Origin of the sequence: Streptomyces sp. NPDC048734 (assembly GCF_043198675.1) — a bacterium.
In the GTDB taxonomy this organism is placed as follows: Bacteria; Actinomycetota; Actinomycetes; order Streptomycetales; family Streptomycetaceae; genus Streptomyces.
The window spans coordinates 377,682-403,923 of the sequence record NZ_JBICUZ010000002.1 but is presented as its reverse complement, the minus strand read 5'-3'; the positions used below and the strand labels follow the sequence as shown (position 1 = coordinate 403,923).

22 protein-coding genes are annotated in these 26,242 nt (G+C 71.9%); 10 read left to right on the top strand and 12 right to left on the bottom strand.

Annotation, left to right across the window (positions count from 1 at the left end; genetic code table 11):
• Window positions 1-50 precede the first annotated feature (50 nt).
• Window positions 51-1,205 (top strand): cystathionine gamma-synthase, encoded by a 1,155-nt coding sequence (locus ACGFQC_RS07030; RefSeq protein WP_363092901.1) that lies wholly within the window; start codon window positions 51-53, stop codon window positions 1,203-1,205.
• 21 nt (window positions 1,206-1,226) lie between these two features.
• On the opposite strand, the gene ACGFQC_RS07025 is transcribed toward ACGFQC_RS07030, so the two are convergent.
• The 3 genes from ACGFQC_RS07025 to ACGFQC_RS07015 all read right to left on the bottom strand — a co-directional run bounded on the left by ACGFQC_RS07025 (window position 1,227) and on the right by ACGFQC_RS07015 (window position 2,623).
• Entirely contained in the window at window positions 1,227-1,475 is a 249-nt protein-coding gene (locus ACGFQC_RS07025) for a hypothetical protein (RefSeq protein ID WP_363092900.1), read from the bottom strand.
• Window positions 1,472-1,975 carry a sigma factor-like helix-turn-helix DNA-binding protein gene (locus ACGFQC_RS07020; protein ID WP_363092899.1) on the bottom strand — a complete coding sequence of 168 codons (504 nt, stop codon included), beginning with the start codon at window positions 1,973-1,975 and terminating at the stop codon, window positions 1,472-1,474. Before ACGFQC_RS07020 ends, ACGFQC_RS07025 begins: the two co-directional genes overlap by 4 nt.
• A 141-nt stretch (window positions 1,976-2,116) precedes the next feature.
• Complete coding sequence (locus ACGFQC_RS07015; RefSeq protein ID WP_363092898.1) at window positions 2,117-2,623, bottom strand: MarR family transcriptional regulator; 507 nt, start codon at window positions 2,621-2,623, stop codon at window positions 2,117-2,119.
• A 163-nt stretch (window positions 2,624-2,786) separates the two neighbouring features.
• On the opposite strand from ACGFQC_RS07015, the gene ilvA reads away from it, so the two are divergent.
• The 3 genes from ilvA (at window position 2,787) to ACGFQC_RS07000 (ending at window position 6,097) form a co-directional block, all read left to right on the top strand.
• On the top strand, window positions 2,787-4,016 hold the full coding sequence (ilvA, locus tag ACGFQC_RS07010) for a threonine ammonia-lyase (protein ID WP_363092897.1): 1,230 nt from the start codon (window positions 2,787-2,789) through the stop codon (window positions 4,014-4,016).
• 237 nt (window positions 4,017-4,253) lie between these two features.
• A complete protein-coding gene (locus ACGFQC_RS07005; protein ID WP_363092896.1) occupies window positions 4,254-5,243 on the top strand; it encodes an ATP-binding cassette domain-containing protein in 990 nt (329 codons plus the stop codon).
• Window positions 5,240-6,097: an ABC transporter permease gene (locus ACGFQC_RS07000; RefSeq protein ID WP_363092895.1), complete on the top strand. Its 858-nt coding sequence runs from the start codon at window positions 5,240-5,242 to the stop codon at window positions 6,095-6,097. The genes ACGFQC_RS07005 and ACGFQC_RS07000 overlap by 4 nt, the downstream gene beginning before the upstream one ends.
• A gap of 97 nt (window positions 6,098-6,194) precedes the next feature.
• Here ACGFQC_RS07000 and greA read toward each other — a convergent pair whose 3' ends face one another.
• A complete protein-coding gene (gene greA / locus ACGFQC_RS06995; protein ID WP_363092894.1) occupies window positions 6,195-6,695 on the bottom strand; it encodes a transcription elongation factor GreA in 501 nt (166 codons plus the stop codon).
• 171 nt (window positions 6,696-6,866) lie between these two features.
• Window positions 6,867-7,265, bottom strand: a complete 399-nt coding sequence (locus ACGFQC_RS06990) for a DUF4307 domain-containing protein (RefSeq protein ID WP_363092893.1) — start codon at window positions 7,263-7,265, stop codon at window positions 6,867-6,869.
• 181 nt (window positions 7,266-7,446) lie between these two features.
• Between ACGFQC_RS06990 and mca the strand changes: the two genes are divergently transcribed.
• The 3 genes from mca to ACGFQC_RS06975 all read left to right on the top strand — a co-directional run bounded on the left by mca (window position 7,447) and on the right by ACGFQC_RS06975 (window position 11,069).
• On the top strand, window positions 7,447-8,307 hold the full coding sequence (gene mca / locus ACGFQC_RS06985; protein ID WP_363092921.1) for a mycothiol conjugate amidase Mca: 861 nt from the start codon (window positions 7,447-7,449) through the stop codon (window positions 8,305-8,307).
• Window positions 8,300-8,545: a hypothetical protein gene (locus ACGFQC_RS06980; protein WP_363092892.1), complete on the top strand. Its 246-nt coding sequence runs from the start codon at window positions 8,300-8,302 to the stop codon at window positions 8,543-8,545. The genes mca and ACGFQC_RS06980 overlap by 8 nt, the downstream gene beginning before the upstream one ends.
• Window positions 8,546-9,035: 490 nt before the next feature.
• Window positions 9,036-11,069: a thioredoxin domain-containing protein gene (locus ACGFQC_RS06975; RefSeq protein ID WP_363092891.1), complete on the top strand. Its 2,034-nt coding sequence runs from the start codon at window positions 9,036-9,038 to the stop codon at window positions 11,067-11,069.
• Between the two features lie 640 nt (window positions 11,070-11,709).
• Here ACGFQC_RS06975 and ACGFQC_RS06970 read toward each other — a convergent pair.
• Window positions 11,710-12,900: a glycosyltransferase gene (locus ACGFQC_RS06970; protein ID WP_363092890.1), complete on the bottom strand. Its 1,191-nt coding sequence runs from the start codon at window positions 12,898-12,900 to the stop codon at window positions 11,710-11,712.
• Window positions 12,897-14,123, bottom strand: coding sequence for a glycosyltransferase (locus tag ACGFQC_RS06965; RefSeq protein WP_363092920.1), 1,227 nt, complete (start codon window positions 14,121-14,123; stop codon window positions 12,897-12,899). Before ACGFQC_RS06965 ends, ACGFQC_RS06970 begins: the two co-directional genes overlap by 4 nt.
• Before the next feature lie 778 nt (window positions 14,124-14,901).
• Between ACGFQC_RS06965 and ACGFQC_RS06960 the strand changes: the two genes are divergently transcribed.
• Window positions 14,902-16,308 carry a glycosyltransferase family 39 protein gene (locus tag ACGFQC_RS06960; protein ID WP_363092640.1) on the top strand — a complete coding sequence of 469 codons (1,407 nt, stop codon included), beginning with the start codon at window positions 14,902-14,904 and terminating at the stop codon, window positions 16,306-16,308.
• Window positions 16,309-16,376: 68 nt separating this feature from the next.
• Window positions 16,377-18,869, top strand: coding sequence for a galactose oxidase-like domain-containing protein (locus ACGFQC_RS06955; protein WP_393287907.1), 2,493 nt, complete (start codon window positions 16,377-16,379; stop codon window positions 18,867-18,869).
• Here the strand turns inward: ACGFQC_RS06955 and ACGFQC_RS06950 are convergent.
• Entirely contained in the window at window positions 18,866-19,597 is a 732-nt protein-coding gene (locus tag ACGFQC_RS06950) for a Mut7-C RNAse domain-containing protein (protein ID WP_363092639.1), read from the bottom strand. The genes ACGFQC_RS06955 and ACGFQC_RS06950 overlap by 4 nt on opposite strands.
• A gap of 282 nt (window positions 19,598-19,879) precedes the next feature.
• Window positions 19,880-20,593: a hemolysin III family protein gene (locus tag ACGFQC_RS06945; RefSeq protein WP_363092638.1), complete on the bottom strand. Its 714-nt coding sequence runs from the start codon at window positions 20,591-20,593 to the stop codon at window positions 19,880-19,882.
• 303 nt (window positions 20,594-20,896) lie between these two features.
• Between ACGFQC_RS06945 and ACGFQC_RS06940 the strand changes: the two genes are divergently transcribed.
• A complete protein-coding gene (locus tag ACGFQC_RS06940) occupies window positions 20,897-22,720 on the top strand; it encodes a phosphoenolpyruvate carboxykinase (GTP) (protein ID WP_363092637.1) in 1,824 nt (607 codons plus the stop codon).
• Between the two features lie 191 nt (window positions 22,721-22,911).
• On the opposite strand, the gene ACGFQC_RS06935 is transcribed toward ACGFQC_RS06940, so the two are convergent.
• Genes ACGFQC_RS06935 through ACGFQC_RS06925 form a run of 3 tightly spaced genes read right to left on the bottom strand, consistent with a single transcriptional unit; the run spans window position 22,912 to window position 26,238 of the window.
• Window positions 22,912-23,514: a hypothetical protein gene (locus ACGFQC_RS06935; protein ID WP_363092636.1), complete on the bottom strand. Its 603-nt coding sequence runs from the start codon at window positions 23,512-23,514 to the stop codon at window positions 22,912-22,914.
• A complete protein-coding gene (locus ACGFQC_RS06930; RefSeq protein ID WP_363092635.1) occupies window positions 23,501-25,066 on the bottom strand; it encodes a VWA domain-containing protein in 1,566 nt (521 codons plus the stop codon). Before ACGFQC_RS06930 ends, ACGFQC_RS06935 begins: the two co-directional genes overlap by 14 nt.
• Complete coding sequence (locus ACGFQC_RS06925) at window positions 25,063-26,238, bottom strand: toxic anion resistance protein (protein ID WP_363092634.1); 1,176 nt, start codon at window positions 26,236-26,238, stop codon at window positions 25,063-25,065. The genes ACGFQC_RS06930 and ACGFQC_RS06925 overlap by 4 nt, the downstream gene beginning before the upstream one ends.
• Window positions 26,239-26,242 lie beyond the last annotated feature (4 nt).

The window sequence follows — 26,242 nt, the reverse complement described above, 5'->3', positions numbered from 1 at the left end:
GCACCCCGCGGTCCCGCACCTTCGCCTCCGGCGCACTACGCTCGGTGCCCATGAGCGACAGGCATATCAGTCAGCACTTCGAGACCCTGGCGATCCATGCGGGCAACACCGCCGATCCCCTCACCGGCGCGGTCGTCCCGCCGATCTACCAGGTCTCGACCTACAAGCAGGACGGCGTCGGCGGCCTGCGGGGCGGCTACGAGTACAGCCGTAGCGCCAACCCGACCAGGACCGCCCTGGAGGAGAACCTGGCCGCCCTGGAGGGCGGCGTCCGGGGTCTGGCGTTCGCTTCCGGACTGGCGGCCGAGGACTGCCTGTTGCGTACGCTGCTCAGCCCCGGCGACCACGTGGTGATCCCCAACGACGCGTACGGCGGCACCTTCCGGCTGTTCGCGAAGGTCGTCTCCCGGTGGGGCGTGGAGTGGTCGGTGGCCGACACCAGCGACCCGGCCGCCGTACGGGCCGCGATCACCCCGAAGACGAAGGCGGTGTGGGTGGAGACCCCCTCCAACCCGCTGCTCGGCATCACCGACATCGCGGCCGTCGCACAGGTGGCGCGGGACGCGGGCGCCCGGCTCGTCGTCGACAACACCTTCGCCACGCCGTACCTCCAGCAGCCGCTGGCGCTCGGCGCGGACGTCGTCGTGCACTCGCTGACCAAGTACATGGGCGGCCACTCGGACGTCGTCGGCGGCGCGCTGATCACGGGCGACCGGGAACTCGGCGAGGAGCTGGCGTACCACCAGAACGCGATGGGCGCGGTCGCCGGGCCGTTCGACTCCTGGCTGGTGCTGCGGGGCACGAAGACGCTGTCGGTGCGCATGGACCGGCACAGCGAGAACGCGACCAAGGTCGCCGACATGCTCACCCGGCACGCGCGCGTGACGAACGTCCTCTACCCGGGCCTGCCGGACCACCCCGGTCACGAGGTCGCCGCCAAGCAGATGCGGGCGTTCGGCGGCATGGTGTCGTTCCAGGTGGCGGGCGGCGAGGAGGCGGCGGTCGAGGTGTGCAACCGCGCCAGGGTGTTCACGCTGGGCGAGTCCCTGGGCGGCGTGGAGTCGCTGATCGAGCACCCCGGGCGCATGACACACGCGTCCGCGGCCGGTTCGGCCCTGGAGGTCCCGGCCGACCTGGTGCGCGTCTCGGTCGGCATCGAGAACGTCGACGACCTCCTGGCGGACCTCCAGCAGGCACTCGGCTAGGACCCGGCCACGGGCCGGGTCTCACCAGCCGGTCAGGGGTGGGGTCGTCTCCGACGGCGGCTCCACCCACGGCTCGGCCACCGCCGCCCAGACGGCGAACGCGACGGCCGCCGCCCACAGCAGCAGCCACAGCAGGCGCCGGGCCAGGGTGCGACGGCGGAGCATACGGCTGCCGCGGCGGACGGCGTCCGTGCACAGCCCGGGTGGCAGCCGGGGCACCGTCCGCTCCATGATCTGCCGTACGGCGGCCTCCCGCTGGGGCCGGTTCACGTCGGCGCCGCCTTAGCCGCGGGGGGACGGGGCGAGGGTGCCGGGGGCGGGTGCAGGACGGTCGCCGTCGCCCGGTCGCAGAGGGTGTGGACGCGTTCCGCGGGCAGGCCGAGGAGGGCCGCGACCTGTTCCTCGCCGACGCCCTCGTGGAGCCTGAGGACCAGGACGAGGCGTTCTCGCGGGGTGAGGCCCGCCAGCGGGCCGGTGAGGTGCCGGCGGGGCCGGCCCAGGGCGGCGTGCCGGTGCCAGGCGGTGTCGGCGAAGCGGACGGCGAGGCGCCGACGGGCGTGGTCGTAGGGGTCCTCGCCGCGCAGCCGGTCCCAGTACGCGTAGGTGTGCGCGAGGGCGTGCGTCAGCAGCCGTCGCGCGCGCGGGTTGTCGTCGGACGGTTCCCCGGTGAGCAGGGTGGCGGTCTGCGTCAGCCGCCCGCCCGCGCCCGCCACGAACGCCTCGAAGTCCTTGGCCCGACGGGCGTCCTGGCCCGCATGCCGTGCCCGCACCGCGCGCCTCCCGCCTGCCGGCGACCCCCTGGGAACGGACCCCGGCCGGCTGTGGCGAACGGGGGCCCGGTCTCATATGAGGCCAGGGGCGGGCCGTCGGTCAAGAGCCGCGCACGCGCGGGGCGCGGTCGCGCGCGGGGGTCAGGAAGCCGGTGCGGGCTCCGTGCCGGGGAGGCCGGGGGAGGCCATCCTGGTGGACAGCGCGGTGTTGAAGCGGGTGAGGAGCGTGCAGAACGCCTCGCGCTCCTGCGGGCTCCAGTCGTCGGTCAGCTCGGCCATCAGCTGACGTCTGGAGGACCGTACCTCGTCCAGCCGGGACAGCCCGCGCGGGGACAGCTGGAGCACCACGGCCCGCCCGTCCTCGGGGTGCGAGGTGCGCTTGACCAGACCGGTGTCGACCAGCGGCGCCACCTGCCGGGTGACGGTCGAGGAGTCGATGCCCATGCTCGCGGCGAGCGCCTTGACGCCCATCGGGCCTTCCTTGTCGAGGCGGTTGAGCAGCAGGTAGGCGGCACGGTCCATGGAGTTGCGCACCTGCCCGACGCCGCCGAGCCGGGTCTGTTCGGCGCGGCGCGCGAAGACCGCGACCTGGTGCTGCAGCGTGTCCAGAAGACCGGTGTCACCGACGGTCGTCATGTCCATCGACATTTCAGGTGTTGTGGGCATGGCCGGGGGCTCACTTCATGAAAGGGGTGCTGGGTTGGGGGACAGGGTACGCGGCCCGGAGGCGGGTCGTACCGGCGCTGCGGAAACCGGTCCCGGCGGTTGGTCGCGGCGGTCGTTCCCGCCTGTGAACTGCGATGCTGGTGTCATGAGCTATGGCACGGCTGACTCCTTGCGGGCCGTCACCCTCGACGATGTGCGCGGCGCACAGAAGATGCTGTCGGGGGTGGCGCGGACCACCGCGATGGAGGGCAGCAGGCACCTGTCCCAGCTCGTCGGGGCGCCGGTGCACCTCAAGTGCGAGAACCTCCAGCGGACGGGCTCGTTCAAGCTGCGCGGCGCGTATGTCCGGATCGCCGGCCTGCTGCCGGAGGAGCGGGCGGCCGGGGTCGTCGCGGCGAGTGCGGGCAACCACGCGCAGGGTGTCGCGCTTGCCTCCACCCTGCTGGGCGTGCGGTCCACGGTGTTCATGCCGACGAGCGCCCCGCTGCCCAAGATCAGCGCGACCCGGGAGTACGGCGCGCGGGTGTGTCTGCACGGGCAGGTGGTCGACGAGACGCTGGCGGCCGCGCAGGAGCACGCGGCACGGACCGGCGCGGTGTTCATCCATCCCTTCGACCACCCGGACGTGATCGCCGGGCAGGGCACGGTGGGTCTGGAGATCCTGGAGCAGTGCCCGGAGGCGCGGACGATCGTCGTGGGGCTCGGGGGCGGGGGACTCGCGGCGGGCATCGCGGTGGCGGTGAAGGCGCTGCGGCCCGACGTGCGGATCGTGGGGGTGCAGGCGGAGGGCGCGGCGGCGTATCCGCCCTCGCTGGCGGCGGGCCGGCCGGTGTCGCTGCGCAGTCCGGTGACGATGGCGGACGGCATCAGGGTCGGCCGTCCCGGTGACGTGCCCTTCGGGATCGTCGGCGACCTGGTGGACGAGGTGCGCACGGTGTCGGAGGACGCGTTGGCGGCCGCCCTCCTGCTGTGTCTGGAGCGGGCCAAGCTGGTCGTCGAGCCGGCCGGGGCGAGTCCGGTGGCGGCGCTGCTGAGCGCGCCGGACGCCTTCGAGGGACCGGTGGTCGCGGTGCTCTCCGGCGGAAACGTGGACCCGCTGCTGATGCAGCGCGTCCTGCGGCACGGCATGTCCGCGCAGGGCCGCTACCTGGCCGTACGGCTGCGGCTGACGGACCGGCCCGGCGCGCTCGCGACGCTTCTCGGGGTGTTGTCGACGGTGGACGCCAACGTCCTCGACGTGAGCCACGTACGGACCGACCCGCGGCTCGGGCTCACGGAGGCGGAGGTGGAGCTGCACCTGGAGACGAAGGGACCGGTGCACTGCGCCGAAGTCGGCCAGGCCCTGCGCGAGGCCGGTTACACCGTCATCGACTGACGTCGGCGCCCCTCGACCGGTGCCGGCAAGCGTCGGTGCCGTGCGCCGGCCGGCGCCGCGCGCCGGGCCGGAATCCTCTTGGCCACTCGTTCGGGTAAGTCCGTTGAGGGACGCGATACATCGCGTTATGGTGTGGATCACGCCACCTCGCCGACGTGCTCGACGTGTCCAGGTCGAGCGGAGCGAAATGCGCAAACCTAGTATTTCCGAAGAATCCCCAACGACGTGGAGACTCACATGCCAGGCGCCATCCATGCCGAAGGGCTGGTGAAGACCTTCGGCGACGTAAGGGCTCTGGACGGCGTCGACCTCGACGTCCCGGAGGGCACCGTCCTCGGCCTCCTCGGGCCGAACGGCGCGGGCAAGACCACCACGGTCCGCTGCCTGACCACCCTCCTGCGCCCGGACAGCGGCCGGGCCGTGGTCGCCGGACTCGACGTGCTCAAGCACCCCAACGAGGTCCGGCGCTCGATAGGCCTCTCCGGTCAGTTCGCCGCCGTCGACGAGTACCTGACCGGCCGCGAGAACCTCCAGATGGTCGGGCAGCTCTACCAGATGCGGGCGAGGGCCGCGAAGGCCCGGGCGGCCGAGCTGCTCGACCAGTTCGACCTCGCGGACGCCGCCGACCGCATCACGAAGACCTACTCCGGAGGCATGCGCCGCCGCCTCGACCTGGCCGCCGCGCTCGTGGTCTCCCCGCCCGTGATGTTCATGGACGAGCCGACGACCGGCCTCGACCCGCGCAACCGCCAGATGCTGTGGGAGGTGATCAAGCGCCTCGTCTCCGGCGGCACGACGCTGCTGCTGACCACCCAGTACCTGGAGGAGGCCGACCACCTCGCGCACGACATCGCGGTCGTCGACCACGGCAAGGTCATCGCCCGCGGCACCTCCGACCAGCTCAAGGCCCGCACCGGCGGCGAGCGCGTGGAGGTCGTGGTGCACGACCGCGAGCACATGCCGACCGCGCTCGAGGTCCTGGCCGGCTTCGGCAAGGGCGACACCGCCGTCGAGGAGCACACCCGCAAGCTCACCGTGCCCGTCACCGGCGGCGCCAAGCTCCTCGCCGAGGTCATCCGGGAGCTGGACGTCCGCGGCATCGAGATCGACGACATCGGCCTGCGCCGCCCCACCCTCGACGACGTCTTCCTGTCCCTCACCGGACACGCCGCCGAGGGCAGGCTCGAGGGCAAGTCCGAGGACAGCGGCAAGGAGGCCGTGAAATGAGCGCCGTCAGCGACGCCGTCCCGGGCGCGGCCCCGGGCAACCCGCTCGGGCAGAGCGTCCGGGACTCCCTGGTCGTTGCAAAACGCAACTTGATTCGCATGAGCCGGATTCCCGAGATGGTCATCTTCGGGCTCATCCAGCCCATTATGTTCGTGGTGCTGTTCACCTACGTCTTCGGCGGATCCATGCGGGTCGGCGGCAGCACCAGTGCCACCGACTACACGAACTTCCTCATGGCGGGGATCTTCGCGCAGACCGTCACCTTCGCCACTGCCGGAGCGGGCGCGGGCATCGCCGACGACATGCACAAGGGCCTCATCGACCGGTTCCGCTCCCTGCCCATGGCCCGCGGCGCGGTCCTCACCGGCCGCACCCTCGCCGACCTCGTGCAGACCGCGCTGACGCTGCTCGTCCTCGCCGTCGTCGCGCTCCTGGTCGGCTGGCGGGTCGGCTCCGACGGCAGCACCAACGCCGCACGCGTCCTGGCCGCCTTCGGCCTGCTGCTCCTCCTCGGCTACGCGTTCACCTGGATCGGCGCCCTCATCGGCCTGTCCGTCCGCACCCCCGAGGCGGCCACCTCCGGCGGACTGATCTGGCTCTTCCCGGTCACCTTCATCTCCAACGCCTTCGTGGACACCGCCAACATGACGCCCTGGCTGCGCCATGTCGCCGAATGGAACCCCTTCAGCGCCACCGTCCAGGCCTGCCGCGTCCTGTTCGCCAACCCGGGACAGTCGACCTCCGACGCCTGGCCCATGCAGCACCCCGTCTGGGCCTCGCTGATCTACTCGGTGCTGATCATCCTCGTGTTCCGCACCCTGGCGGTACGCAAGTACCGCTCGGCCACCGCATGACCGTGCCGGGCCACCGGGCACGAGAGGACCCCCGGCGCCACGGGCGCCGGGGGTCCGATCGGGAATCGGGGGGTGCGGTGCGGACCGCTGGGGTCCGTCAGCCGTTGTAGGGCTCGGCCTTGAGGATGCGCACGGAGGCCTTCTTGCCGTTCGGCAGCTCGTACTCCGCGTCCTCGCCGACCTTGTGGTCGATCACGGCGGAGCCCAGCGGCGACTGCGGCGAGTAGGTCTCGATGTCGGAGCTCGCGTACTCACGCGAGGCCAGCAGGAAGGACAGCGTGTCGTCCTCGTCACCGTCGAAGGCGATCGTCACGACCATGCCGGGCGCCACCGCGCCGTCCGTGGACGCCGGGGCGGCGCCCACCTTGGCGTTGTCCAGGAGCTGGGTGAGCTGGCGGACACGGAGTTCCTGCTTGCCCTGCTCCTCCTTGGCAGCGTGGTACCCGCCGTTCTCACGCAGGTCGCCCTCCTCGCGCGCGGCCGCGATCTTGGCGGCGATCTCGGTGCGCGCAGGACCAGTAAGGTACTCAAGCTCGTCCTTGAGCTTGTTGTACGCCTCCTGGGTCAGCCAGGTGACGTTCTCGCTGGTCTGGGTCACAGGGTGCTCCTCGTCGGTACTGGGAATAACAAAGTATCGCCCTACCTGGAAGCATGTTCCTCCACAGATGGGCGAAACCACGAGCCTAACAATTCAGCGGCCCAAAGGGGAGGACATAAGCCGTAAGACTTACGTCGACGCAGGTCGGCATCCACGTATTGCGGACGGTGATCAGTCCGCGTGACAACCCAGCAATTCCGCCGTGGTGCCCCGGGACGTCGTACGGAGCGTGACCACCTTGTCGATCCGCGTGTCCGGGCCGGAGAAGCGGAAGTCGGCGCGGCCCACCTCGGTGCCGTTCTCGGCCTGCGAGCGGACCGTGCAGTAACCGCTCACCCCCGCGTCCTTGCGGACCTCGAGGTGCACTCGCACCGAGTCGTCCGCGACCTGGAAGGTGATCATCTCGCCGCTGATCTTGTTCTGGCCCACGTAGTGATAGGCGAAGTAGCCGATCAACGCGAGCAGCAGCGCACCCAGGACGGCGCCGGCCACCTTGAGCGTGCGGTCCGCGCGCTCGTCCGAGGAACGGCCGTAACGGCCCTCGGGCGGTCGCGTGCTCGCCGTACTCATGATCGTCCTCTCGGCAAGGCCTCCGGCCGGTCGGGCGAAGGTCCGAAAGTGGGCTGCCGGGGCAGGACCACGGAATTATTGGCCCCCCGATTCGGTCACTATAGAAGCCGCCGATCGCACCCCGTCCCACGGGGGCGCCGACTTACTGAGGATTTGAGTCTTGACTGACCAGCTGCGACTGATGGCCGTGCACGCCCACCCCGACGACGAGTCGAGCAAGGGCGCGGCCACCATGGCGAAGTACGTGTCCGAGGGGGTGGACGTGCTGGTCGTGACCTGCACGGGCGGGGAGCGCGGCTCCATCCTCAATCCGAAGCTCCAGGGCGACACGTACATCGAGGAGCACATCCACGAGGTACGCAAGAAGGAGATGGACGAGGCCCGCGAGATCCTCGGGGTCAAGCAGGAGTGGCTCGGCTTCGTCGACTCCGGACTGCCCGAGGGCGACCCGCTGCCGCCGCTGCCCGAGGGCTGCTTCGCCCTCGAGGACGTCGACAAGGCGGCCGGTGAGCTGGTGAAGCAGATCCGCTCCTTCCGTCCCCAGGTGATCACCACCTATGACGAGAACGGCGGCTATCCGCACCCCGACCACATCATGACCCACAAGATCTCCATGGTGGCCTTCGAGGGGGCGGACGACACCGCGAAGTACCCGGAGAGCGAGTTCGGGCCGGCGTACCGGCCGCTGAAGCTCTACTACAACCAGGGCTTCAACCGTCCGCGCACCGAGGCGCTGCACCAGGCCATGCTCGACCGCGGCCTGGAGTCGCCGTACGGGGACTGGCTCAAGCGCTGGAGCGAGTTCGAGCGGGTCGAGCGCACGCTGACCACGCACGTTCCGTGCGCCGACTTCTTCGAGATCCGGGACAAGGCGCTGATCGCGCACGCCACGCAGATCGACCCCGACGGGGGCTGGTTCCGGGTGCCGCTGGAACTCCAGAGGGAGGTCTGGCCGACCGAGGAGTACGAGCTGGCGAAGTCACTCGTGGAGACCTCCCTCCCCGAGGACGACCTCTTTGCGGGCATCCGCGACAATGCCTGACATGAGCGCAAGCGTGAGCCTGGCAATGACGCACCTCGTCCCCCTCGCCAAGGAGGTCGACGAGAACAAGGTCACCCCCGGCGTCCTCGGCTTCATCGTCTTCGCGGCGATGGCGATCGCGGTCTGGGGCCTGATGAAGTCGATGAACCGCCGCATGGGCAAGGTCGACTTCGTGGAAACCCCACAGGACGCCTCCGGCGAGACCACCACGGAGAAGCCCACGCCCGCCAAGGGCTGAGCAGGGCCGCACCTCTGGACCGCCCGCACCGCCGCCCGCCCGCGCGGGCAGCGGTGCCGGCGGCCTGCGCCGCGCCGGCCCGTGCGGCCCCGCGGGCCGCGCCCGTCGTCGTCGGCGGCCCTCCTGCCCGCGGTGGCGCGACGGTCCCGGCCTTCGGCCCCTCGGCCCGCGGTGGCGCGACGGTCCCGGCCTCCGGCCCCGGTTTGTGGGGTCACGGTGGCCTCGGCCTCCGGCCCCTTGGTTCGTGGAGTCACGACGGCGGCGCGGCGGCCCTCGGTCCGTGAAACCAAGACGCCGGCGCGGCGGCCCCCGGCTCGTGGAGCCAAGACGGCTCCGGCCTTCGGCCTCCGGCCTTGCGCAGCCGTGACGGCGCCGGCCCGCGCCGGCAGTGGTCTGCAGCAGTCGGCAGCGGTCGGTGGGGCATCCGCGCCCCGGTCGGCGGAGGGCGTCGGACGCGTTCCGGGACGGGGCCTGCGGCAGGATGGACCTTATGGCGAACCGACTGGCCCATGAGACGTCCCCGTACCTGCTCCAGCACGCCGACAACCCGGTCGACTGGTGGCCCTGGTCGGCGGAGGCGTTCGAGGAGGCGCGCCGGCGGGGTGTGCCGGTGCTGCTCAGCGTCGGGTACTCCAGCTGCCACTGGTGCCACGTCATGGCGCACGAGTCCTTCGAGGACCAGGCCACCGCCGACGACCTCAACGAGCACTTCGTCAGCGTCAAGGTCGACCGTGAGGAGCGGCCCGACGTCGACGCCGTCTACATGGAGGCCGTGCAGGCCGCGACCGGGCAGGGCGGCTGGCCCATGACCGTGTTCCTCACGCCGGACGCCGAGCCGTTCTACTTCGGCACCTACTTCCCGCCCGCGCCCCGGCAGGGCATGCCGTCCTTCCGGCAGGTGCTGGAGGGCGTGCGGCAGGCCTGGGGCGAGCGGCGGGACGAGGTGGCCGAGGTCGCCGGGAAGATCGTGCGCGACCTCGCCGGACGCGAGATCTCCTACGGGGACAGCATGGCGCCCGGCGAGCAGCAGCTGGCGCAGGCACTGCTCGGGCTGACCCGGGAGTACGACCCGCAGCGCGGCGGGTTCGGCGGGGCGCCGAAGTTCCCGCCGTCCATGGTGATCGAGTTCCTGCTGCGCCACCACGCGCGCACCGGGGCCGACGGTGCCCTGCAGATGGCGCGGGACACCTGCGAGCGGATGGCCCGCGGCGGGATCTACGACCAGCTCGGCGGCGGCTTCGCCCGCTACTCCGTCGACCGGGACTGGACCGTGCCGCACTTCGAGAAGATGCTGTACGACAACGCACTGCTGTGCCGGGTGTACGCGCACCTGTGGCGGTCGACCGGGTCCGAGCAGGCCCGGCGGGTCGCGCTGGAGACCGCCGACTTCATGGTGCGGGAACTGCGCACCGCCGAGGGCGGGTTCGCCTCCGCGCTGGACGCCGACAGCGACGACGGGAGCGGGCGGAACGTGGAGGGGGCGTACTACGTCTGGACGCCCGAGCAGCTCACCGACGTCCTGGGCGCCGAGGACGCGGCGCTGGCCGCCGCCCACTTCGGGGTGACCGACGAGGGCACCTTCGAGGAGGGCGCCTCCGTGCTGCAACTGCCCCAGCGGGAAGGTGTGTTCGACGCGGAGAAGATCGCGTCGGTGAAGGAGCGGCTGCTGGCCGCGCGGGCGGAGCGGCCCGCACCCGGCAGGGACGACAAGGTCGTCGCCGCCTGGAACGGTCTCGCCGTCGCCGCGCTCGCCGAGACCGGCGCCTACTTCGACCGGCCCGACCTGGTGGACGCGGCCCTCGCCGCCGCGGACCTCCTCGTCCGGGTGCACCTCGACGACCAGGCGCGGCTCACCCGGACCAGCAAGGACGGCAGGGCCGGGACCAACGCGGGCGTCCTGGAGGACTACGCCGACGTCGCCGAGGGCTTCCTCGCGCTGGCCGGGGTGACGGGCGAGGGGGTCTGGCTGGACTTCGCCGGGTTCCTGCTCGACCACGTGCTCGCGCGCTTCACCGACCCGGAGTCGGGGTCCCTGTACGACACGGCGTCGGACGCCGAGCGGCTCATCCGGCGTCCGCAGGACCCGACCGACAACGCGGTGCCCTCCGGGTGGTCGGCGGCTGCCGGGGCGCTGTTGTCGTACGCCGCCCACACCGGTTCGCAGGCGCACCGCGCCGCCGCGGAGAAGGCGCTGGGGGTCGTGAAGGCGCTCGGGCCGCGGGTGCCGCGGTTCATCGGATGGGGTCTGGCCGCCGCCGAGGCGCTGCTCGACGGGCCGCGCGAGGTGGCCGTCGTCGGACCCTCGCTCGACGATCCCGGCACGGGCGAGCTGCATCGTGCCGCGCTGCTGGCGACCGCGCCGGGAGCGGTGGTCGCCTGTGGCACGCCGGGGAGCGAGGAGTTTCCGCTGCTCGCCGACCGGGTGCTGGTGGGCGGGGCGCCGACGGCGTACGTCTGCCGCGGGTTCGTGTGCGATCTGCCGGTGACGGAGGTGGACGCGCTGCGCGCGAAGCTCACCCCGTGAGGCGGTGGGCGTCGTCTGCGGCACGGGGAGGCGCGGCGGGAGCCGGTCGCGCCCCGCGGCGGAGCGGCACGGGTGACGGCACCGCCCGCCCCGACGGGCGCGGCCGTGTCACCGTCGGCCGCGCCCGCCGACGGGGCCCGGCCCGGTGGTTCGGCGGACCGGGGTGGAGCCGCGCAGGTGACGGACCTGCTTCCGGCCGGTCGCGGCCGTGTCATCGTCGGTCCCTGACGTCGACGGGGCTCGACCTCGGACGTCGACGGGGCTCGTCCTCGGACGTCGACGGGGCCCGGTCTCGGACGCCGACGGGGCCCAGCGGGCGGCCGGCCGGTCGCGGCCGTGTCACTGCCGGTCCCTGACGCCGACGGGGCTCGACCTCGGACACTGACGGGGTTCGACCTCTGAGGCCGACGGGGCCCGGCCCCGGCCGTCGACGGGACCCGGCCGACGGCCGACCGGGCCGAGCCGGACCCCGTCGCTTCAGTCGTGGCCGAAGCCTCGCCCCGGTCGTGGCCGAAGCCCCGCCCCGGCCGTTCCTCACGCCCCGCCCCGGCCGTTCCTCACGCCCCGCCCCGGCCGTTCCTCACGCCCCGCCCCGGCCGTTCCTCACGCCTCGTGACGGCCGTCGCTCCAGCGCCCGCCGTCACCCCAGCGGGTCCGGCACCGGGTCCGGGACCGGGTCCGGCGTGACGCGGGGGAGGGGCGGAAGGGTGGTGTGCAGGCGGCGGTACAGCCAGCGGTCCACGACCAGGAAGCGGGCCGTGAAGACGATCGCCATGGCGAGTGCCGTCGCCGGCAGGGCGGTCATGCCGGCGGCGCCGATGAGGAGAGCGGCGAGCGGGATGCGGGCGACCAGGTCGGCGTTGCCGACGGCGGCGAACGTCAGGAGCCGTATCCCGCGCCGGTGATGGCGCCGCTGGTTGCGGTAGACGAAGGAATCGACGAGGGCGAAGTTCCACAGCAGACCCGCCTGGTTGGCGATGATCTCCGCCGGGGCGTAGTGCAGACCGGGGGCCTGGCTGGTGAGCAGCCAGAGCAGGGCCAGGTTGGGGACGAAGCCCGACAGGCCGACGAGGCCGAAGACGACGGCGCGGGCGCGGGGGTCGGCGGTGCGCAGGGTGATCAGGTGACGCAGGAAGCGCATGCCCTCGCGGGCCGTCGACTTGGACTCCCCGGCGTGCCGTTCCCCGAAGGCGTACGGGACTTCGGCGATGCCGCGCGGGCGGCACCGTACCGCCAGTTCGAGGAGGATCTTGTAGCCGAGGGGTTGCAGGCCCTCGTCCTGTGCCGAGGCGCGGTCGACCGCCGTGCGGCGGATCGCGAAGAAGCCGCTCATCGGGTCGGTGAGGCCGCTGAGGGCGCGGGGGAAGAGGGACTTGGTCAGGAGGGTGGAGGAGCTGGAGACGAGTCTGCGGTAGCCGCCGTCGAGGCCGCCGCGGTCCCCGCCGTCCGCGTAACGGCTGGCGACGACCAGTTCGGCGCCGGTCGCCGTACCGCGGGCGACGAGGTGCGGGATGAGTTCGGGCGGGTGCTGGAGGTCGGCGTCGATGACGACGATCCAGGGTGCCGAGGCGCGGGCGACGCCCTCGACCACGGCACCGCCGAGACCGCCCTCGGGGACGGGCCGGTGGTGCAGGACGACCGGGACGGCACTGCGGCGGGCCGCCTCCTCGATGACCTCGCAGGTGTGGTCGGTGGAGTCGTCGGCGAAGACGACCTCCGCGCGGGTCCCCGAGGGGATCGCGGCGCCGATGCGGGCGAGCAACTCGTGGATGTTGTCGGCCTCGTTGAAGGTCGGGACGACGATGGACACGTCGGCGGGCAGGGCCGTCACCGTGCCTCCTGGGGCTGCGGGGTGTGGGCGGGGAGGTGTGCGCCGACATGGGAGGTCAGCTCCCAGTCGCGGCGCCCGGTGTACTCGCGCCACACGGCGCGCAGGGCGGCGGCCGCGAGGATCACGGCGTAGACGGGGCCGAGGAGGACGAGCCCCGCGTACTGGCGCGGGCTGATGCGGAAGCCGTACTCGCGGCCGAAGTCGTGCAGGGCGACCGCCTCGAAGACGATCATGGCTGCCATCGGCAGCATGGGCAGCCAGGCGAACATCGAGAAGGGCAGCGGGACTCCGCCGACGAGGGCGAAGAGGATGCCCAGCGGGATCATCACGCCGGTCGCGGCCTGCACGAACGGGGTGCTGAGCGTGTAGCGGGCGAGCATCCGCTGGCCGAAGCCGGGCAGCCGACGCCATTCGCCCTTGCGCAGGACCTGGAGGAAACCCTGGTTCCAGCGGGTGCGCTGCTTGTAGAGCGCCCTGATGGAGCCGGGCGTCTCCTCGCGGGTGACCAGCGCCGAGTGGTAGGCGACGACGACCTTGGCGCCGCCGCTGGACAACCGGACGCCCAGGTCGCAGTCCTCGGCGAGGCAGTCGCCGTCCCAGCCGCCGGTGTCGCGCAGCAGCGCGGACCGGACGAAGACGGTGTTGCCGCCGAGCGGGATGAACCCCTTGCGGGCGTGCAGGTGCAGCCGGCTGCGGAACCAGAAGAAGTACTCCAGGCAGTTGCGCAGGCTGTACCAGCTGCTCCGGTAGTTGATCAACTGGACGCCGCCCTGGACGACGTCGGCGTTCTCGTGGCGGAAGGCGAAGTCGACGTGGCCGAGCAGTTCGGGGTGGACGACGTCCTCGGCGTCGAAGACCCCGACGACCTCGCCGCGGGCGTGCGGCAGCGCGGTGTTGAGGGCGCGGGGCTTGTTCTTCCTGGTGTGGGTGTCGACGACCGTGCGCACCCTGCCGGGGTGCTCGGCGGCGAGTTCGTGGGCGATGGCGGCGGTGCCGGGGTCGTCGTGGCCGACGATCAGCAGGATCTCGTAGTCCGGGTGGTCGATGCGGAGCATCTGCTCGACCGTGTGCCGCAGGACGGCCTCCTCGTGGCGGGCCGGGACCAGCAGTGAGAAGGACAGCTCCGCCCTGCCGTCGGGCGTGGCGAAGGCCGTCGACTCCAGTGTCTCCGGGGTGCGCCAGGCGTGGAGCATCCACCACAGGGTCACGCCGGCGGCGGCCATGAGGACGATCGAATCGATGAACAGAATGGCGGAGACCACGAATTCCCCCCTCGGTCTTTCTTGGTCATCCTTGTCGGAACATGGTGTTTCACCGGGCGCGACCCGGCGTTCTCAGGCGTTCTCCGGTGTACTTCAGTGTTCTCCGGTGTTCTTCGGAAAGAACCGTCCGTCTGCGGCCCCCCGGCGGACGGTGTTCCGTGTGATGCTCGTGATGTGTGGCGGCCCTTGGCGAGGGGCCGGTTCCCAGCCGGTTTCCCACTCCGGTATCACGGATATCGCGGAGTTTTCGCGCATGATCAATTCGGGCCCACGAGCAAACCAGGGCCGAAGTTAGCAGGTTCGGTATTTCCCTCGCAATGTGGCCTCGGCGTGATGATCCCCGCCTCAAGCGGAGTCATGGGTTCTGCTCATGCGCCGCCCGGACGTATGCCATGATGCTCCGGCATGCCTGATTCCGGGGGGTTTCAAGGGGGAGTCCCCCGGCTGCCGTCAGGCCGAGAAGTGGGTGGGGGGATTCCGCATGGGGGCTGCCGTGCCGAAAACGCGTGCGCGTGACGAGTCCAAGACAAACCTTTCCGAAGGCACTCCTTCCGTTTCCCGGCCGGCGCCCGGGGATTCCGCGACCGATCGCACCTCCCTGCGCGAGAGTGTGTTACGGCGCGATTATCTCTGGGTTGCGCCCGTTCTCTTCGCCGGTCTCCTGGCGAGGATTCTCGGAATCGGCAATTACCCCTTCCCGAACGATGACGAGGGCACCTATCTCGCGCAGGCGTGGGCGGTGCAGCACGGCGAACTCGCGCATTACACCTACTGGTACGACCACCCGCCGCTCGGCTGGATGCAGCTCGCCTCCGTGTCCTGGCTGCCCGACCGGCTGCTGCCCGACCTGCCCACGTTCGTCCAGGGCCGGATCGCCATGCTGCCGGTGGCCGCGGCGTCGATGGTCCTCGTCTTCGTCATCGGTCGGCGCCTCGGCCTGGCCCGCCCCACGGCCGCCGCGGCGATGCTGCTGTACGCGTTGTCACCGCTCGCCGTGGTCCTGCACCGGCAGATCTACCTGGACAACTTCGCCGTCCTGTGGGTCCTGGTGTCCTTCGCCTTCGCCCTGTCGCCGCGCCGCCACCTGTGGCACCACGCCGCGGCCGGCATGGCGTTCGCCGTGGCCGTGCTCTCCAAGGAGACCATCGCGGTCCTGCTGCCCGTGCTGCTGGTCACCCTCTGGCAGGGCAGCCACCCCAGCACCCGCAAGTTCTCCTTCGCCGGCTTCGGCTCCGGGTTCGTCCTCACCGGCCTGTTCTATCCGCTGTACGCCCTGCTCAAGGGCGAGCTGTTCCCCGGCGCCGGACACGTCTCGCTGCTCGGCACGCTCAAGTTCCAGCTCGGCGGGCGCGAGGGCAGCGGATCGGTGTTCGCCGAGGGCACCGACGCCCACCAGCTGGTCACCGGCTGGCTGGACCGGGACCCGTACCTGCTGATCGGCGGTGCCGCGGCCGCCGGCTGCGCGTTCGCGGTACGCCGGCTGCGGCCCGTCGCCCTCGCCGTGCTGGTGCTGGCGCTGGTCGCGCTGCGGCCCGGCGGCTACCTGCCGCAGATGTACGTCGTGCAGGTCCTGCCCTTCCTGGCGCTCGCCGTGGCCGGGCTGACCGAGGCCGCGGTGAGCAGGCTGCCCGGCAGGCCGCGTCCCGCGGCGGGGCCCGCCGGGGCCGCGGCGAGGCGGCTGCCCGCCCGGCCGGGGCCGCGCACCACCGCCTCCCTGGCGGCCGTCGCGCTGGCCGTGGTGGTCACCGCACCGCACTGGTACGAGCAGGACCGCGCCGCCATGCGGGCCGACGACAACGGCGTGTACCACGACGCCGCCCGCTGGCTGCGCGAGACGCCCGTCGGAGACCGCGACCAGGTGCGCGTCGTCACCGACGGCGTGCTCTGGCTGGACGCGGTCGACGCCGGCTACCGGCCGGGCACCGGCGTCATCTGGCACTACAAGCTCGACCAGGACCCGGCGGTCACCAAGACGCTGCCGCACGGCTGGAAGGACATCGACTACGTCGTCTCCACCCCGGCCCTGCGCGGCGAGCGCGAGCATCTCCCCACCCTGCGGGACCTGTTCGCGCACGGCACGCCGGTCGCCACCTTCGGCGAGGGCGGCGGCCGGATCGACATCCTCCGCATCGAGAACGACGAATGACGCCCGTGACGAGCCATCCGTGACGCACCACCCGTGATGCGGGGGCTCGTGGACAAGGGGGGACCACCATGTACGGAGCCCGAAGACGACCGGGGCGGCGGACCCTTCCACCCGGAAGGACACCGCGTCTGCTGCTCACCGCCCTCATGCTGTTCGCCGCCGCCCTCGGGCTCGGCCCGCTGGGCGCCCAGCCCGCCACCGCCGCCACCAACCTGGTCAGCAACCCCGGCCTGGAGATCCTCGACGGGACGTCCGGGTTCCCGCAGTGCTTCGAGAAGTCGGGCTGGGGCGACAACGACTTCTCCTTCACCGTCACCGACGACGCCCACTCCGGCAGCCGGGCCGTACGCGTCGAGCTGACCCGGCGCGCCGACGGCGACCGCAAGACGATGATGCTGGAGAACACCTGCGCCCCGCAGGTCACCCCGGCCCACCAGTACGACCTGTCGTTCTGGTACAGGTCCACGACACCCGACGTGGCCTTCACCCTCTTCCGCCACGACACCGTCCAGGGCTGGGTCTACTGGACCGACCTCAAGACCCTGGAGCAGTCGGCCGGCTGGACCCGCACCGAGGTCCGCACCCCGATCGTCCCGCCGAACACCGACCGGATCACCTGGGGCGGCTCCCTCTACGGCGTCGGCACCCTCACCACCGACGACTACGCCATGACGGACGCCACCGTCCCCGCAGGCCCCGACCCCTGCGCCACGGGCGGCACCGGACCGGAGTGCACGGGCAGGTGGACCGTCCAGACCACCCACGCGCCCGTCCGCGCCATCCACTCGGTGCTGCTGCACAACGGCAAGGTCCTGCTCATCGCCGGCTCCGGCAACGACCTCGACATGTTCGAGGCGGGCACCTTCAGGACCTCGCTCTACGACCCCGTCACCGGCGCCTACACCGACATCCCGACGCCCGAGGACTTCTTCTGCGCCGGGCACGTGCAGCTCCCCGACGGCCGGGTGCTGGTCGTCGGCGGCAACAAGGACTACGCCGCGCCCGACGGCAGCGTCGGCTACAAGGGCCTGCGCACCAGCTACGTCTTCGACCCCGACCAGAACACCTACACCAAGGTCAACGACATGCTGGCGGGCCACTGGTACCCGTCGGCCACCGCGATGGGCAACGGCGACGTGATCTCGCTGGGCGGCCTCGCCGAGGACTCCTCCGGCACCGTCGTCAACGAGCACTTCTCCCACGCCCAGAACAAGTGGCTGCCGCTCGGCGAGGCCAAGCAGGCCTGGTCCTTCTGGGGGCTGTACCCGTCGATGATCCTGCTCCAGGACGGCCGCCTCTTCTACACCGGCAGCCACGTCTTCGGCAACGGCCTGCCCGGCACCGGCGCCTCCGTGTACGACTACGACGCCGGCACCATCGCCGAGGTGCCGGGCCTGCGCAGGAAGGACGAGCGGGACCAGTCCATGTCGGTGCTGCTGCCGCCCGCCCAGGACCAGAAGGTCGTCACGATCGGCGGCGGCAACCACACCGTGTCGCCCGACGCGCACCGGCTCGTCGACGTCATCGACATGAAGGCCGACGCGCCGCGGTACGTGCCGGGCCCGGACCTGCCGCAGGGCCACTACCAGGACGGCACCCCGCAGACCGGCGACGAGGGCAAGGTGTACGTCTCCGCGGTCATCCTCCCGGACGGCAAGGTCCTGGAGACCGGCGGCGCCCTGCACACCTACCGCGAGGACCCCGTCTTCGAGGCGTCGATGTACGACCCGGCGAGCAACACCTTCCGGGCGGGCCTGGCGACCGACCCGGTCCCGCGGACCTACCACTCCTCGTCCCTGCTGCTGCCCGACGGCCGTGTCCTGAGCGTCGGCGACAACCCGGGCGACGGCTCCTTCGACCAGCGGGTGTCCCTCTACGAACCGCCGTACCTGTTCAAGGGCGCCCGCCCGCGGATCACCTCGGTCGCGAACACCACCTGGGCGTACGGCACCGACCAGCGCATCACGGTCGACAAGCCGGTGGTCAAGGCGTCCCTGATCCGCCCGGCGGCCGTCACCCACTCCTCCGACCCCAACCAGCGCTACGTCGACCTGCCGATGACCGTCCACGGCGACACCGTCGACCTCAGCCTCACCAGCAACCCGAACCTGGCCCCGCCCGGCTGGTACATGCTGTCGGTCGTCGACGCGAACGGCGTGCCGTCGGTGTCGACGTGGGTGCGGATCGGAGCGGCCGGCCAGGTCGCGGCGGCCCGCGTCCAGGACTTCGCCGAGGACCTGCGGGCCGTCCCCGCGAGCGAGACCGGCACCGCCGTACCGCCGAGCACCGACCACGGCGACCACCGCGACCACCAGGGCCACGAGGGCGTCGGGATGCCCGCCGGCTTCGACGGCTGCGACCACTCCTACGGCACCGTCGGCCAGTGCGTGCCCTGGACCTTCCCGAAGAAGGCGAACACCGTCGCCGAACGCTGCCACTGGCTGGAGGAGAAGGGTTACGGCACGCCCCTGAAGGTCTCCGGCCGCGACCGCCACGGCCTGGACCGCGACAGGGACGGCATCGCCTGCGGAAAGGGCGACGCGAGGACGAAGCGGCGCTAGCGGTCGCCCGCGAAGTCCCGAAGGGCGCGTTCCACGATGGCCTCCAGCTGCTCGTGGTGCGCGCCCTTCCAGTACGCCCGCCCGCAGTCCAGGCACCGCGCGAACACGTCGTACGACTTCCGGGTGCCGCCCTTGAGCTGGTCGGCGACCTCCTCCTTGGTGGCCTCGCGCAGCAGCCCGTTGCAGGCGGTGCAGCGCGTCCAGGGGCGCAGCTCGGGGGCGAACCGGTCCAGGACGTCCCGGAGTTGCTCCTCGGGGGCGGTGCTGTAGACGAAGGCGCCCGCCCACAGCTCGCGGCGGCGCAGCAGACCGCGGTCGCGGCTCAGCATGACCCGCCGCTCGGCCGCCGAGCGGGCCGCGAGGGCCGGGTCGCCGATGTCGGCCGACTCGTACGCCGTGTCCACGCCGAGCAGCCGCAGCCGGCGGGCGAGGGTGCCGAGGTGGACGTCGAGGAGGAAGCGCAGCGGGGCGCCCGGCACCCGCTGGGGGCGGGCGACGGGACGCACCTCCACCGACTCGCCGTCGGCCGGGACGTGCGAGACCGGTACCTCGCGGCCGTCGACGAACAGGGTGCCGACCTCCGTGAGGGGCACCCCGAGGGACTCGACGACGTGGCCGAGGGTGGAGACGCCGTCGACGGCGAGGGCGGTGGCGCCGGACCGCCGGGCGGGCGGGACGAACAGGGCCAGTCCGGGGGCGACTTCGACACGGATCTCGGGTGCGTTCACCCGGTCAGGATGGCACGGGCGGGCGACGGGTCCTCGGGGGTTTCCCTTCCCGGGGCCGTGTTCCAGGACGCTCGGCGCGCGGTCGACGAGCGCGACGCGGATCATGCGGCCGGTGACCGAGGTGCTCTCCGTCGTCCGAGAGCGCACGGGGGACGCTTGAGGGGCCTCAGCCGCGCCCGTCCGCCGTTTCGTGCACGGAAGCGAGCACGGAAGCGAGCACGGAAGCGAGCACGGAAGAGGGCCACGGCTCGCAGGCCGTGGCCCTCGGGGAGGCGGTGGGGTCTATCCGTGCTGGTAGGCGACCAGCGAGATGCCCACGTAGTGCGTGATGAACGCGGCCAGGGTGAGGGAGTGGAACACCTCGTGGAAGCCGAACCAGCGCGGTGACGGGTTCGGGCGCTTGATGCCGTAGATCACGCCGCCCGCGCTGTAGAGGAGGCCGCCGACCACGACCAGGACCAGCACGGCGATGCCGCCCGTGCGCATGAAGTCGGGCAGGAAGAAGACGGCCGCCCAGCCCATCGCGATGTAGCAGGGCGTGTAGAGCCAGCGCGGGGCGCCGACCCAGAAGACCCGGAAGGCGATCCCCGCCGCGGCGGCGGCCCAGATGCACCAGAGCAGCACCTCGCCCTTGGCGCCCGGCAGGAGAAGCATCGTCAGCGGCGTGTAGGTGCCCGCGATGATCAGGAAGATGTTGGCGTGGTCCAGGCGCCGCAGGACGCCGTCCATGCGAGGGCTCCAGTCGCCCCGGTGGTAGAGCGCGCTCACGCCGAACAGCAGGCAGGCGGTGAGGGCGAAGACGCCGCAGGCGATACGGCCCCTCGTGGAGTCGGCGAGGGCGGTGAGCACGAGGCCCGCGACCAGGGCGGCGGGGAACATGGCGAGGTGCAGCCAGCCGCGCAGCTTGGGTTTGACCGGATGCGGCAGGGAGAGCGCGACGGGACCGCGGCCGGCGGCCGGCGTGTCCGTACGCGCGTCGGGGACGGACGCAGTCATGCCTTCCATCGTACCTACGGAACCGTAAGTTACGGATCGGCGGGGTGGGACGAACGGCGAGGAGTGGTCATCGTCTCATGCCCCCCGCCGGGTGCCCGAGGGCGCGGCAGGGGTCGGCGGGGGCGTACGTGGCGAGCCTCACGCCGCTCATCTGTGACGCCCTCTGGACAGATGCGTGCGCGCGTCGGATGATCAAATGAGTGCGGTCGGCACCGGATGAGCGCTCAGCAGCTCGCTGCGAAGCATCCGGGTCGCGGCCCCCACGGGGCAGAAAAGGACAAAATCCCTCACCTAGGAGCGATCGTGGCGCGCGACATCGCGGCTCCCCCCGTCATCCCCACCCAGCACCAGGAACTGATCTCGTGGGTCAACGAGATCGCCGAACTGACGCAGCCGGACAACGTGGTCTGGTGTGACGGATCCGAGGCCGAGTACCGGCGGCTGTGCGAGGAGCTGGTGCAGAAGGGCACCTTCCGCAAGCTCGACCCCGTCAAGCGCCCCGACTCCTACTACGCGGCGTCCGACCCGACCGATGTCGCCCGGGTCGAGGACCGCACCTTCATCTGCTCCGAGAAGGAGGAGGACGCGGGCCCGACCAACCACTGGAAGGCCCCCGCCGAGATGCGGGAGATCTTCACCGGTGAGAAGGGCGTCTTCCGCGGCTCGATGAAGGGCCGGACGATGTACGTCGTCCCGTTCTGCATGGGCCCCCTCGGCTCGGACCTCTCCGCGATCGGCGTCGAGATCACCGACTCCGCCTACGTCGCCGTGTCCATGCGCACCATGACCCGCATGGGACAGCCCGTCCTCGACGAACTCGGCTCCGACGGCTTCTTCGTGCGTGCCGTGCACACGCTCGGGGCGCCGCTGGCGAAGGGCGAGGCGGACGTCCCCTGGCCGTGCAACACCACCAAGTACATCTCGCACTTCCCCGAGACCCGCGAGATCTGGTCCTACGGCTCCGGCTACGGCGGCAACGCCCTGCTCGGCAAGAAGTGCTACGCCCTGCGCATCGCCTCCGTCATGGCCCGCGACGAGGGCTGGCTCGCCGAGCACATGCTGATCCTCAAGCTGACCCCTCCGCACGGCGAGCCGAAGTACGTCGCCGCCGCCTTCCCGAGCGCCTGCGGCAAGACGAACCTCGCCATGCTGGAGCCGACCACCCGCGGCTGGACCGTCGAGACCATCGGTGACGACATCGCCTGGATGCGGTTCGGCGAGGACGGTCGGCTGTACGCCATCAACCCCGAGGCGGGCTTCTTCGGCGTCGCGCCCGGCACCGGTGAGCACACCAACGCCAACGCGATGAAGACGCTGTGGGGCAACGCGGTCTTCACCAACGTCGCCCTCACCGACGACGGCGACGTGTGGTGGGAGGGCATGACCGAGGAGCCGCCCGCCCACCTCACGGACTGGAAGGGCAACGACTGGACCCCGCAGTCGCAGTCCCCGGCCGCCCACCCCAACGCCCGCTTCACCGTCCCCGCCTCGCAGTGCCCGATCATCGCGCCCGAGTGGGAGGACCCCAGGGGCGTGCCGATCTCGGCGATCCTCTTCGGCGGCCGGCGCGCCACCGCCGTACCGCTGGTGACGGAGTCCTTCGACTGGAACCACGGCGTCTTCCTCGGCGCCAACGTGGCCTCCGAGAAGACCGCCGCCGCCGAGGGCAAGGTCGGCGAGCTGCGCCGCGACCCCTTCGCCATGCTGCCGTTCTGCGGCTACAACATGGGCGACTACATGGGCCACTGGGTCGACGTCGCCAAGGGCAAGGACCAGGCGAAGCTCCCGAAGATCTACTACGTCAACTGGTTCCGCAAGGACGACGACGGCAGGTTCGTCTGGCCCGGCTTCGGCGAGAACTCCCGCGTCCTGAAGTGGATCGTGGAGCGCCTGGACGGCAGGGCCGAGGGCGTCGAGACGCCGATCGGCGTCCTGCCGGCGCCGGGCGCACTGGACACCGAGGGCCTCGACCTGGACGGGAAGGACCTCGACTTCCTCCTCACCGTCGACAAGGAGATCTGGCGCGAGGAGGCCGCCCTGATCCCCGACCACCTCGACACCTTCGGCGACCACACGCCGAAGGAGCTGTGGGACGAGTACCGCGCTCTGGTGCAGCGCCTGGGCTGACCAGCCCCCGAATACGCCGCGGCCGGTTCCGATCGTGCCCTGACCAGCAACATCGTCACGGCCGGCCGCGGTGACAGCACCACGGACCGGCGAGGCCCCGCACAACGGCGTGGGGGGCCCAGGGCCTGTCGTCGCCCACCCGTCAGCCCCGACGGGACGGGCGGCGGCAGGCCTTCGCCCCTTGTCGTGCCCTACTTCGAGCGGTCCTCCAGGTACCGGGTGTGCGACTCCTGCCGCCGCGCCTCCGTCTCGCGCAGCCCCGCCGCCAGCCGCTCCGCCTCCTCGTGCAGCAGCGCCAACTGCCGCTCCAGGTGCCGCTCGGGCGGTTCCTGGCCCGGCGCGAGCCGTGTCCACCAGCGGGTCCGCACGAACGTGTCGACCGCCTCCGGCACGTCCTGGCGCACCGCCCGCGACAGCGCGTGCACCGCCTCCGGGTCCTGGGCGAGGATCTCGGTGACCCAGCCCGGGTCCAGCAACGCGGTCAGCAGCTCCGTCAGTTCGGTGAGCCGGCCGGCCGCCGCGGGCGGCAGTTCGACGTCCGCGAGGTAGGTCTGAAGCCGGCGGAAGTCGCCGCGCACCTCGTCGAGCTGCGCGGAGGGGTCCGGGAAGTCCGGCGGCGCGGGCCGTTCCGGCGGCGCGATCAGCGCGCCCGCGCCGTACAGGCCGACGACCACGACCGGCCAGTACGGCCCCGCCGCGCCCGTGAAGGTCAGCACCAGGCCGGCCAGCCCGCACCCGCTGCCGGCGATGTTCTTGCGGGACTCCAGGTAGCCCACGAACCTACTGGTAGCCACGGATCTCCTCGAAGGCGCCGTCCAGCGAGCCCTGCTGGGCGTCGAAGAGGCGGCCGCCGGTCAGCTCGGCGATGTGCTCCAGTTCCGCGCGGTCGGAGTCGCCGAACAGGACGGTGAAGACGGGTATGTTCCGGCGGTCGCCGGACAGCCCGCGGTAGAAGGCGTCGAAGTCGTCCGCGTCGGCGCCCGCGGTGTTCTCGCCGTCCGTCATCAGCACGATCGACGTGAACGTGTCCGTGCCGGTGCCGGCGCCGGTGCGGGTGCGGGTGCCGAGATGGTCGTACGCCTTCTCCAGGGAGGTGAAGATCGCGGTGTCGCCGTCGGCCTCCAGGGCCTCGGTGTCGCCGCGGATCGCGGCGAGTCCCCGGTCCGGGTCGGCGGGGTCGACGACGTGCGTGCGCACGCTCTTCACGTCCGAGCCGAACGGCATCAGGGTGACCTCCTCCCGGTCGCGGAAGTCGCCGGTGAGACCGGTGAGGGCCGCCTTCAGCCCGTCGAGGCGGCCGCCCTCCATCGATCCGGAGGTGTCGAGGACGTACACCGTCCGCGAGGGGCGGCGCAGTTCGTTCTCGTAGGCGTCGAGCAGGCCGTCGGCGACGGACCGGGTGCCGGGGAAGGGAAGTTCGCGCCGCCGGCCGGTGTCGAGGCCCGTCGCGGGCGGTACGGAGGCGACGACCGGACGGCGGTGGGTGCGGTCGGTGATCAGCCGCTGCACGGCGTCCGTGCGCAGCGCCTCGGCCACCCGGCGCACGTCCTCACGGGTCGTCGTGCCGGTGCCGGCGAGGGAGGAGAGGGGGTAGTCGGCGGTGACGACGCCGTCCGTCGGGCGGATCACGGTCAGGTCCGGGATGCCCTCGAGGACGGACTCGTAGTTGAGCAGTGCGTCGACGTCACCGCGGCGGGCGTACGCGCTCGCCAGCCAGCCCGAGGAGCCCGAGGTCAGCTTCTGCCCCCGGAAGAACTCCTTCAGCCGGGGGCGGGCCTTCGTCACGTCCGCGTCGGTGAGCGCGGACTGGGCGCCGGAGAGCGCGGAGGCGACCGAGATCAGCGTGGAGAAACCGGAGTTGGAGCGGGCCGGGTCGGTCATGCCGTAGGTGAGCCGCCCGTCCCGGACGGCCCCGTCGATCTGCGACCAGGTGACCTCGGCCGGCTTCCAGCCCAGCTTCCTGACCGTGGCGGTCCGCACGCCGACGGCGACCGGGCTGGACATGACGGAGGTCTCCGAGACGACCCGCTTCGCCGCGTCCGGGCGCAGCCGCAGATAGTCGTTGGAGGACAGCCACACGGCGTCGTAGCGGCCGTCGGCCTTGCCGCCGGCCAGCAGGTCCACGGCGTCGAGGGTGCCCATGTAGGTGGGCCGGAGCGTGACACCGGTGTCCTTCTCGACCTGCTCGAAGACCGGTGTCATGTCGCTGAGTTCGCTGGATGCCAGGACGCGCAGGGTGCCCGGCCCGGGGGCGCCCGCGTCCTTCTCCTCCCCCTTCTCCCGGGCGGCCGTGCACGCGCCCAGCAGGGCGACGGCGGCGAGCAGGGCGGCGGCCGGCCGTCTCATCCGAGGCCTCCTTCGAGCGCGCCCTGCGAGCGGCTGCGGTCCAGGTGCGCGCTCGCCTGCTGGAGTTCGGAGGTCAGGCTCTCCACCGTCACCGCCATCGCCTCGGTGGCCTGGACCTTGTACGTGTCGATGGCGTCGAGGGTGCGGTAGATCTGCTGGAAGGCGGTCCGCAGGGTCTCGGCCCCCACCGCCGGGTCGGCGGCGATGCGCTGGATCTCCCCGCTCTGCGTCGCCAGCATCTCCGCGTTGCCCCGGATCAGGTCCTCGGTGGTCCCGCGCAGGGCGTTGACCTGCTCGACGACCTTCTTCTGGTTGTCCAGCGCCGAGGCCAGCATCACGGAGATCCGCAGCGCCGACACGGTCGTCGTGGCCGCCCGGTCGACCCCCTTGATCAGTTCGTCGTTGTTGCGGCGTACGACGTCCATGGCGAGGTATCCCTGCGCGCACACCGCCAGCTGGGTGAGCAGGTCCTGGTGCTTCTGCCGGACCGGGAAGAGGACGTCGGCGCGCAGGGTGTCGGCCTGCGCGGGGTCGGTGGCCCCGACGCCGGCGATGTGCTGCTCGACGGCGCCGTCCAGGGCCTCGGTCAGCACGACGTACTCCTGGAGCTTGCCCATGGTCTCCCACAGGCGGACCCGCTCGGTCTGCAGCGCGGCGTTGTCGCGGCGCAGTTCGTCCTGCCCGCCCCGCAGCGAGCCGACGATCCTGTTCAACGTGCCCTGCGCGGAGGCGTACCTGGCGACGTGGTCGCGCAGCCTGTTGCCTCCCGGCAGCCGGGACAGCAGCCTGCGGCCCCTGCTCGCGGGCAGGTCCCGCGGGTCCAGGTCCTCGACCACGCGCCGCAGTTCGACGAGCGAGCCGGCCACCTTCGACGAGGCGTCCCCGCCCTTGTCGGGCAGGCTGCGCACGGTGCGCTCCAGCATCCGGTTGGACTGCGTGGTCGCGGTGCGCATCTCGCCGGCACCCAGCGCGGTGATCTCGCCGACCTTGCCGGCGAACTCGGGCGAGCGGGCGTCCAGGGCGGCCAGGCCGTCGACGTACGCGGCGGCCTTGGCGGCCATGTCGGTGCGGACCCGGTCGTCGACCGGCACGAGTCCGCCGGCCCTCTCCCGCGGCACGGCCGTGACGGCCTCCGGCGGGGTGAGGGTGAAGTCGCTTTCCGTGGTGCTCACTTGG

What these genes read in the sequence shown, in the direction of transcription:
- ACGFQC_RS07030 (WP_363092901.1), top strand. Translation starts at nt 51, where the DNA reads ATGAGCGACAGGCATATCAGTCAGCACTTCGAGACCCTGGCGATCCAT.
- ACGFQC_RS07015 (WP_363092898.1), bottom strand. Translation starts at nt 2,623, where the DNA reads ATGTCGATGGACATGACGACCGTCGGTGACACCGGTCTTCTGGACACG.
- ilvA (WP_363092897.1), top strand. Translation starts at nt 2,787, where the DNA reads ATGAGCTATGGCACGGCTGACTCCTTGCGGGCCGTCACCCTCGACGAT.
- ACGFQC_RS07005 (WP_363092896.1), top strand. Translation starts at nt 4,254, where the DNA reads ATGCCAGGCGCCATCCATGCCGAAGGGCTGGTGAAGACCTTCGGCGAC.
- ACGFQC_RS07000 (WP_363092895.1), top strand. Translation starts at nt 5,240, where the DNA reads ATGAGCGCCGTCAGCGACGCCGTCCCGGGCGCGGCCCCGGGCAACCCG.
- ACGFQC_RS06990 (WP_363092893.1), bottom strand. Translation starts at nt 7,265, where the DNA reads ATGAGTACGGCGAGCACGCGACCGCCCGAGGGCCGTTACGGCCGTTCC.
- mca (WP_363092921.1), top strand. Translation starts at nt 7,447, where the DNA reads ATGGCCGTGCACGCCCACCCCGACGACGAGTCGAGCAAGGGCGCGGCC.
- ACGFQC_RS06980 (WP_363092892.1), top strand. Translation starts at nt 8,300, where the DNA reads ATGCCTGACATGAGCGCAAGCGTGAGCCTGGCAATGACGCACCTCGTC.
- ACGFQC_RS06975 (WP_363092891.1), top strand. Translation starts at nt 9,036, where the DNA reads ATGGCGAACCGACTGGCCCATGAGACGTCCCCGTACCTGCTCCAGCAC.
- ACGFQC_RS06965 (WP_363092920.1), bottom strand. Translation starts at nt 14,123, where the DNA reads ATGGCCGCCGCCGGCGTGACCCTGTGGTGGATGCTCCACGCCTGGCGC.
- ACGFQC_RS06955 (WP_393287907.1), top strand. Translation starts at nt 16,377, where the DNA reads ATGTACGGAGCCCGAAGACGACCGGGGCGGCGGACCCTTCCACCCGGA.
- ACGFQC_RS06945 (WP_363092638.1), bottom strand. Translation starts at nt 20,593, where the DNA reads ATGACTGCGTCCGTCCCCGACGCGCGTACGGACACGCCGGCCGCCGGC.
- ACGFQC_RS06930 (WP_363092635.1), bottom strand. Translation starts at nt 25,066, where the DNA reads ATGAGACGGCCGGCCGCCGCCCTGCTCGCCGCCGTCGCCCTGCTGGGC.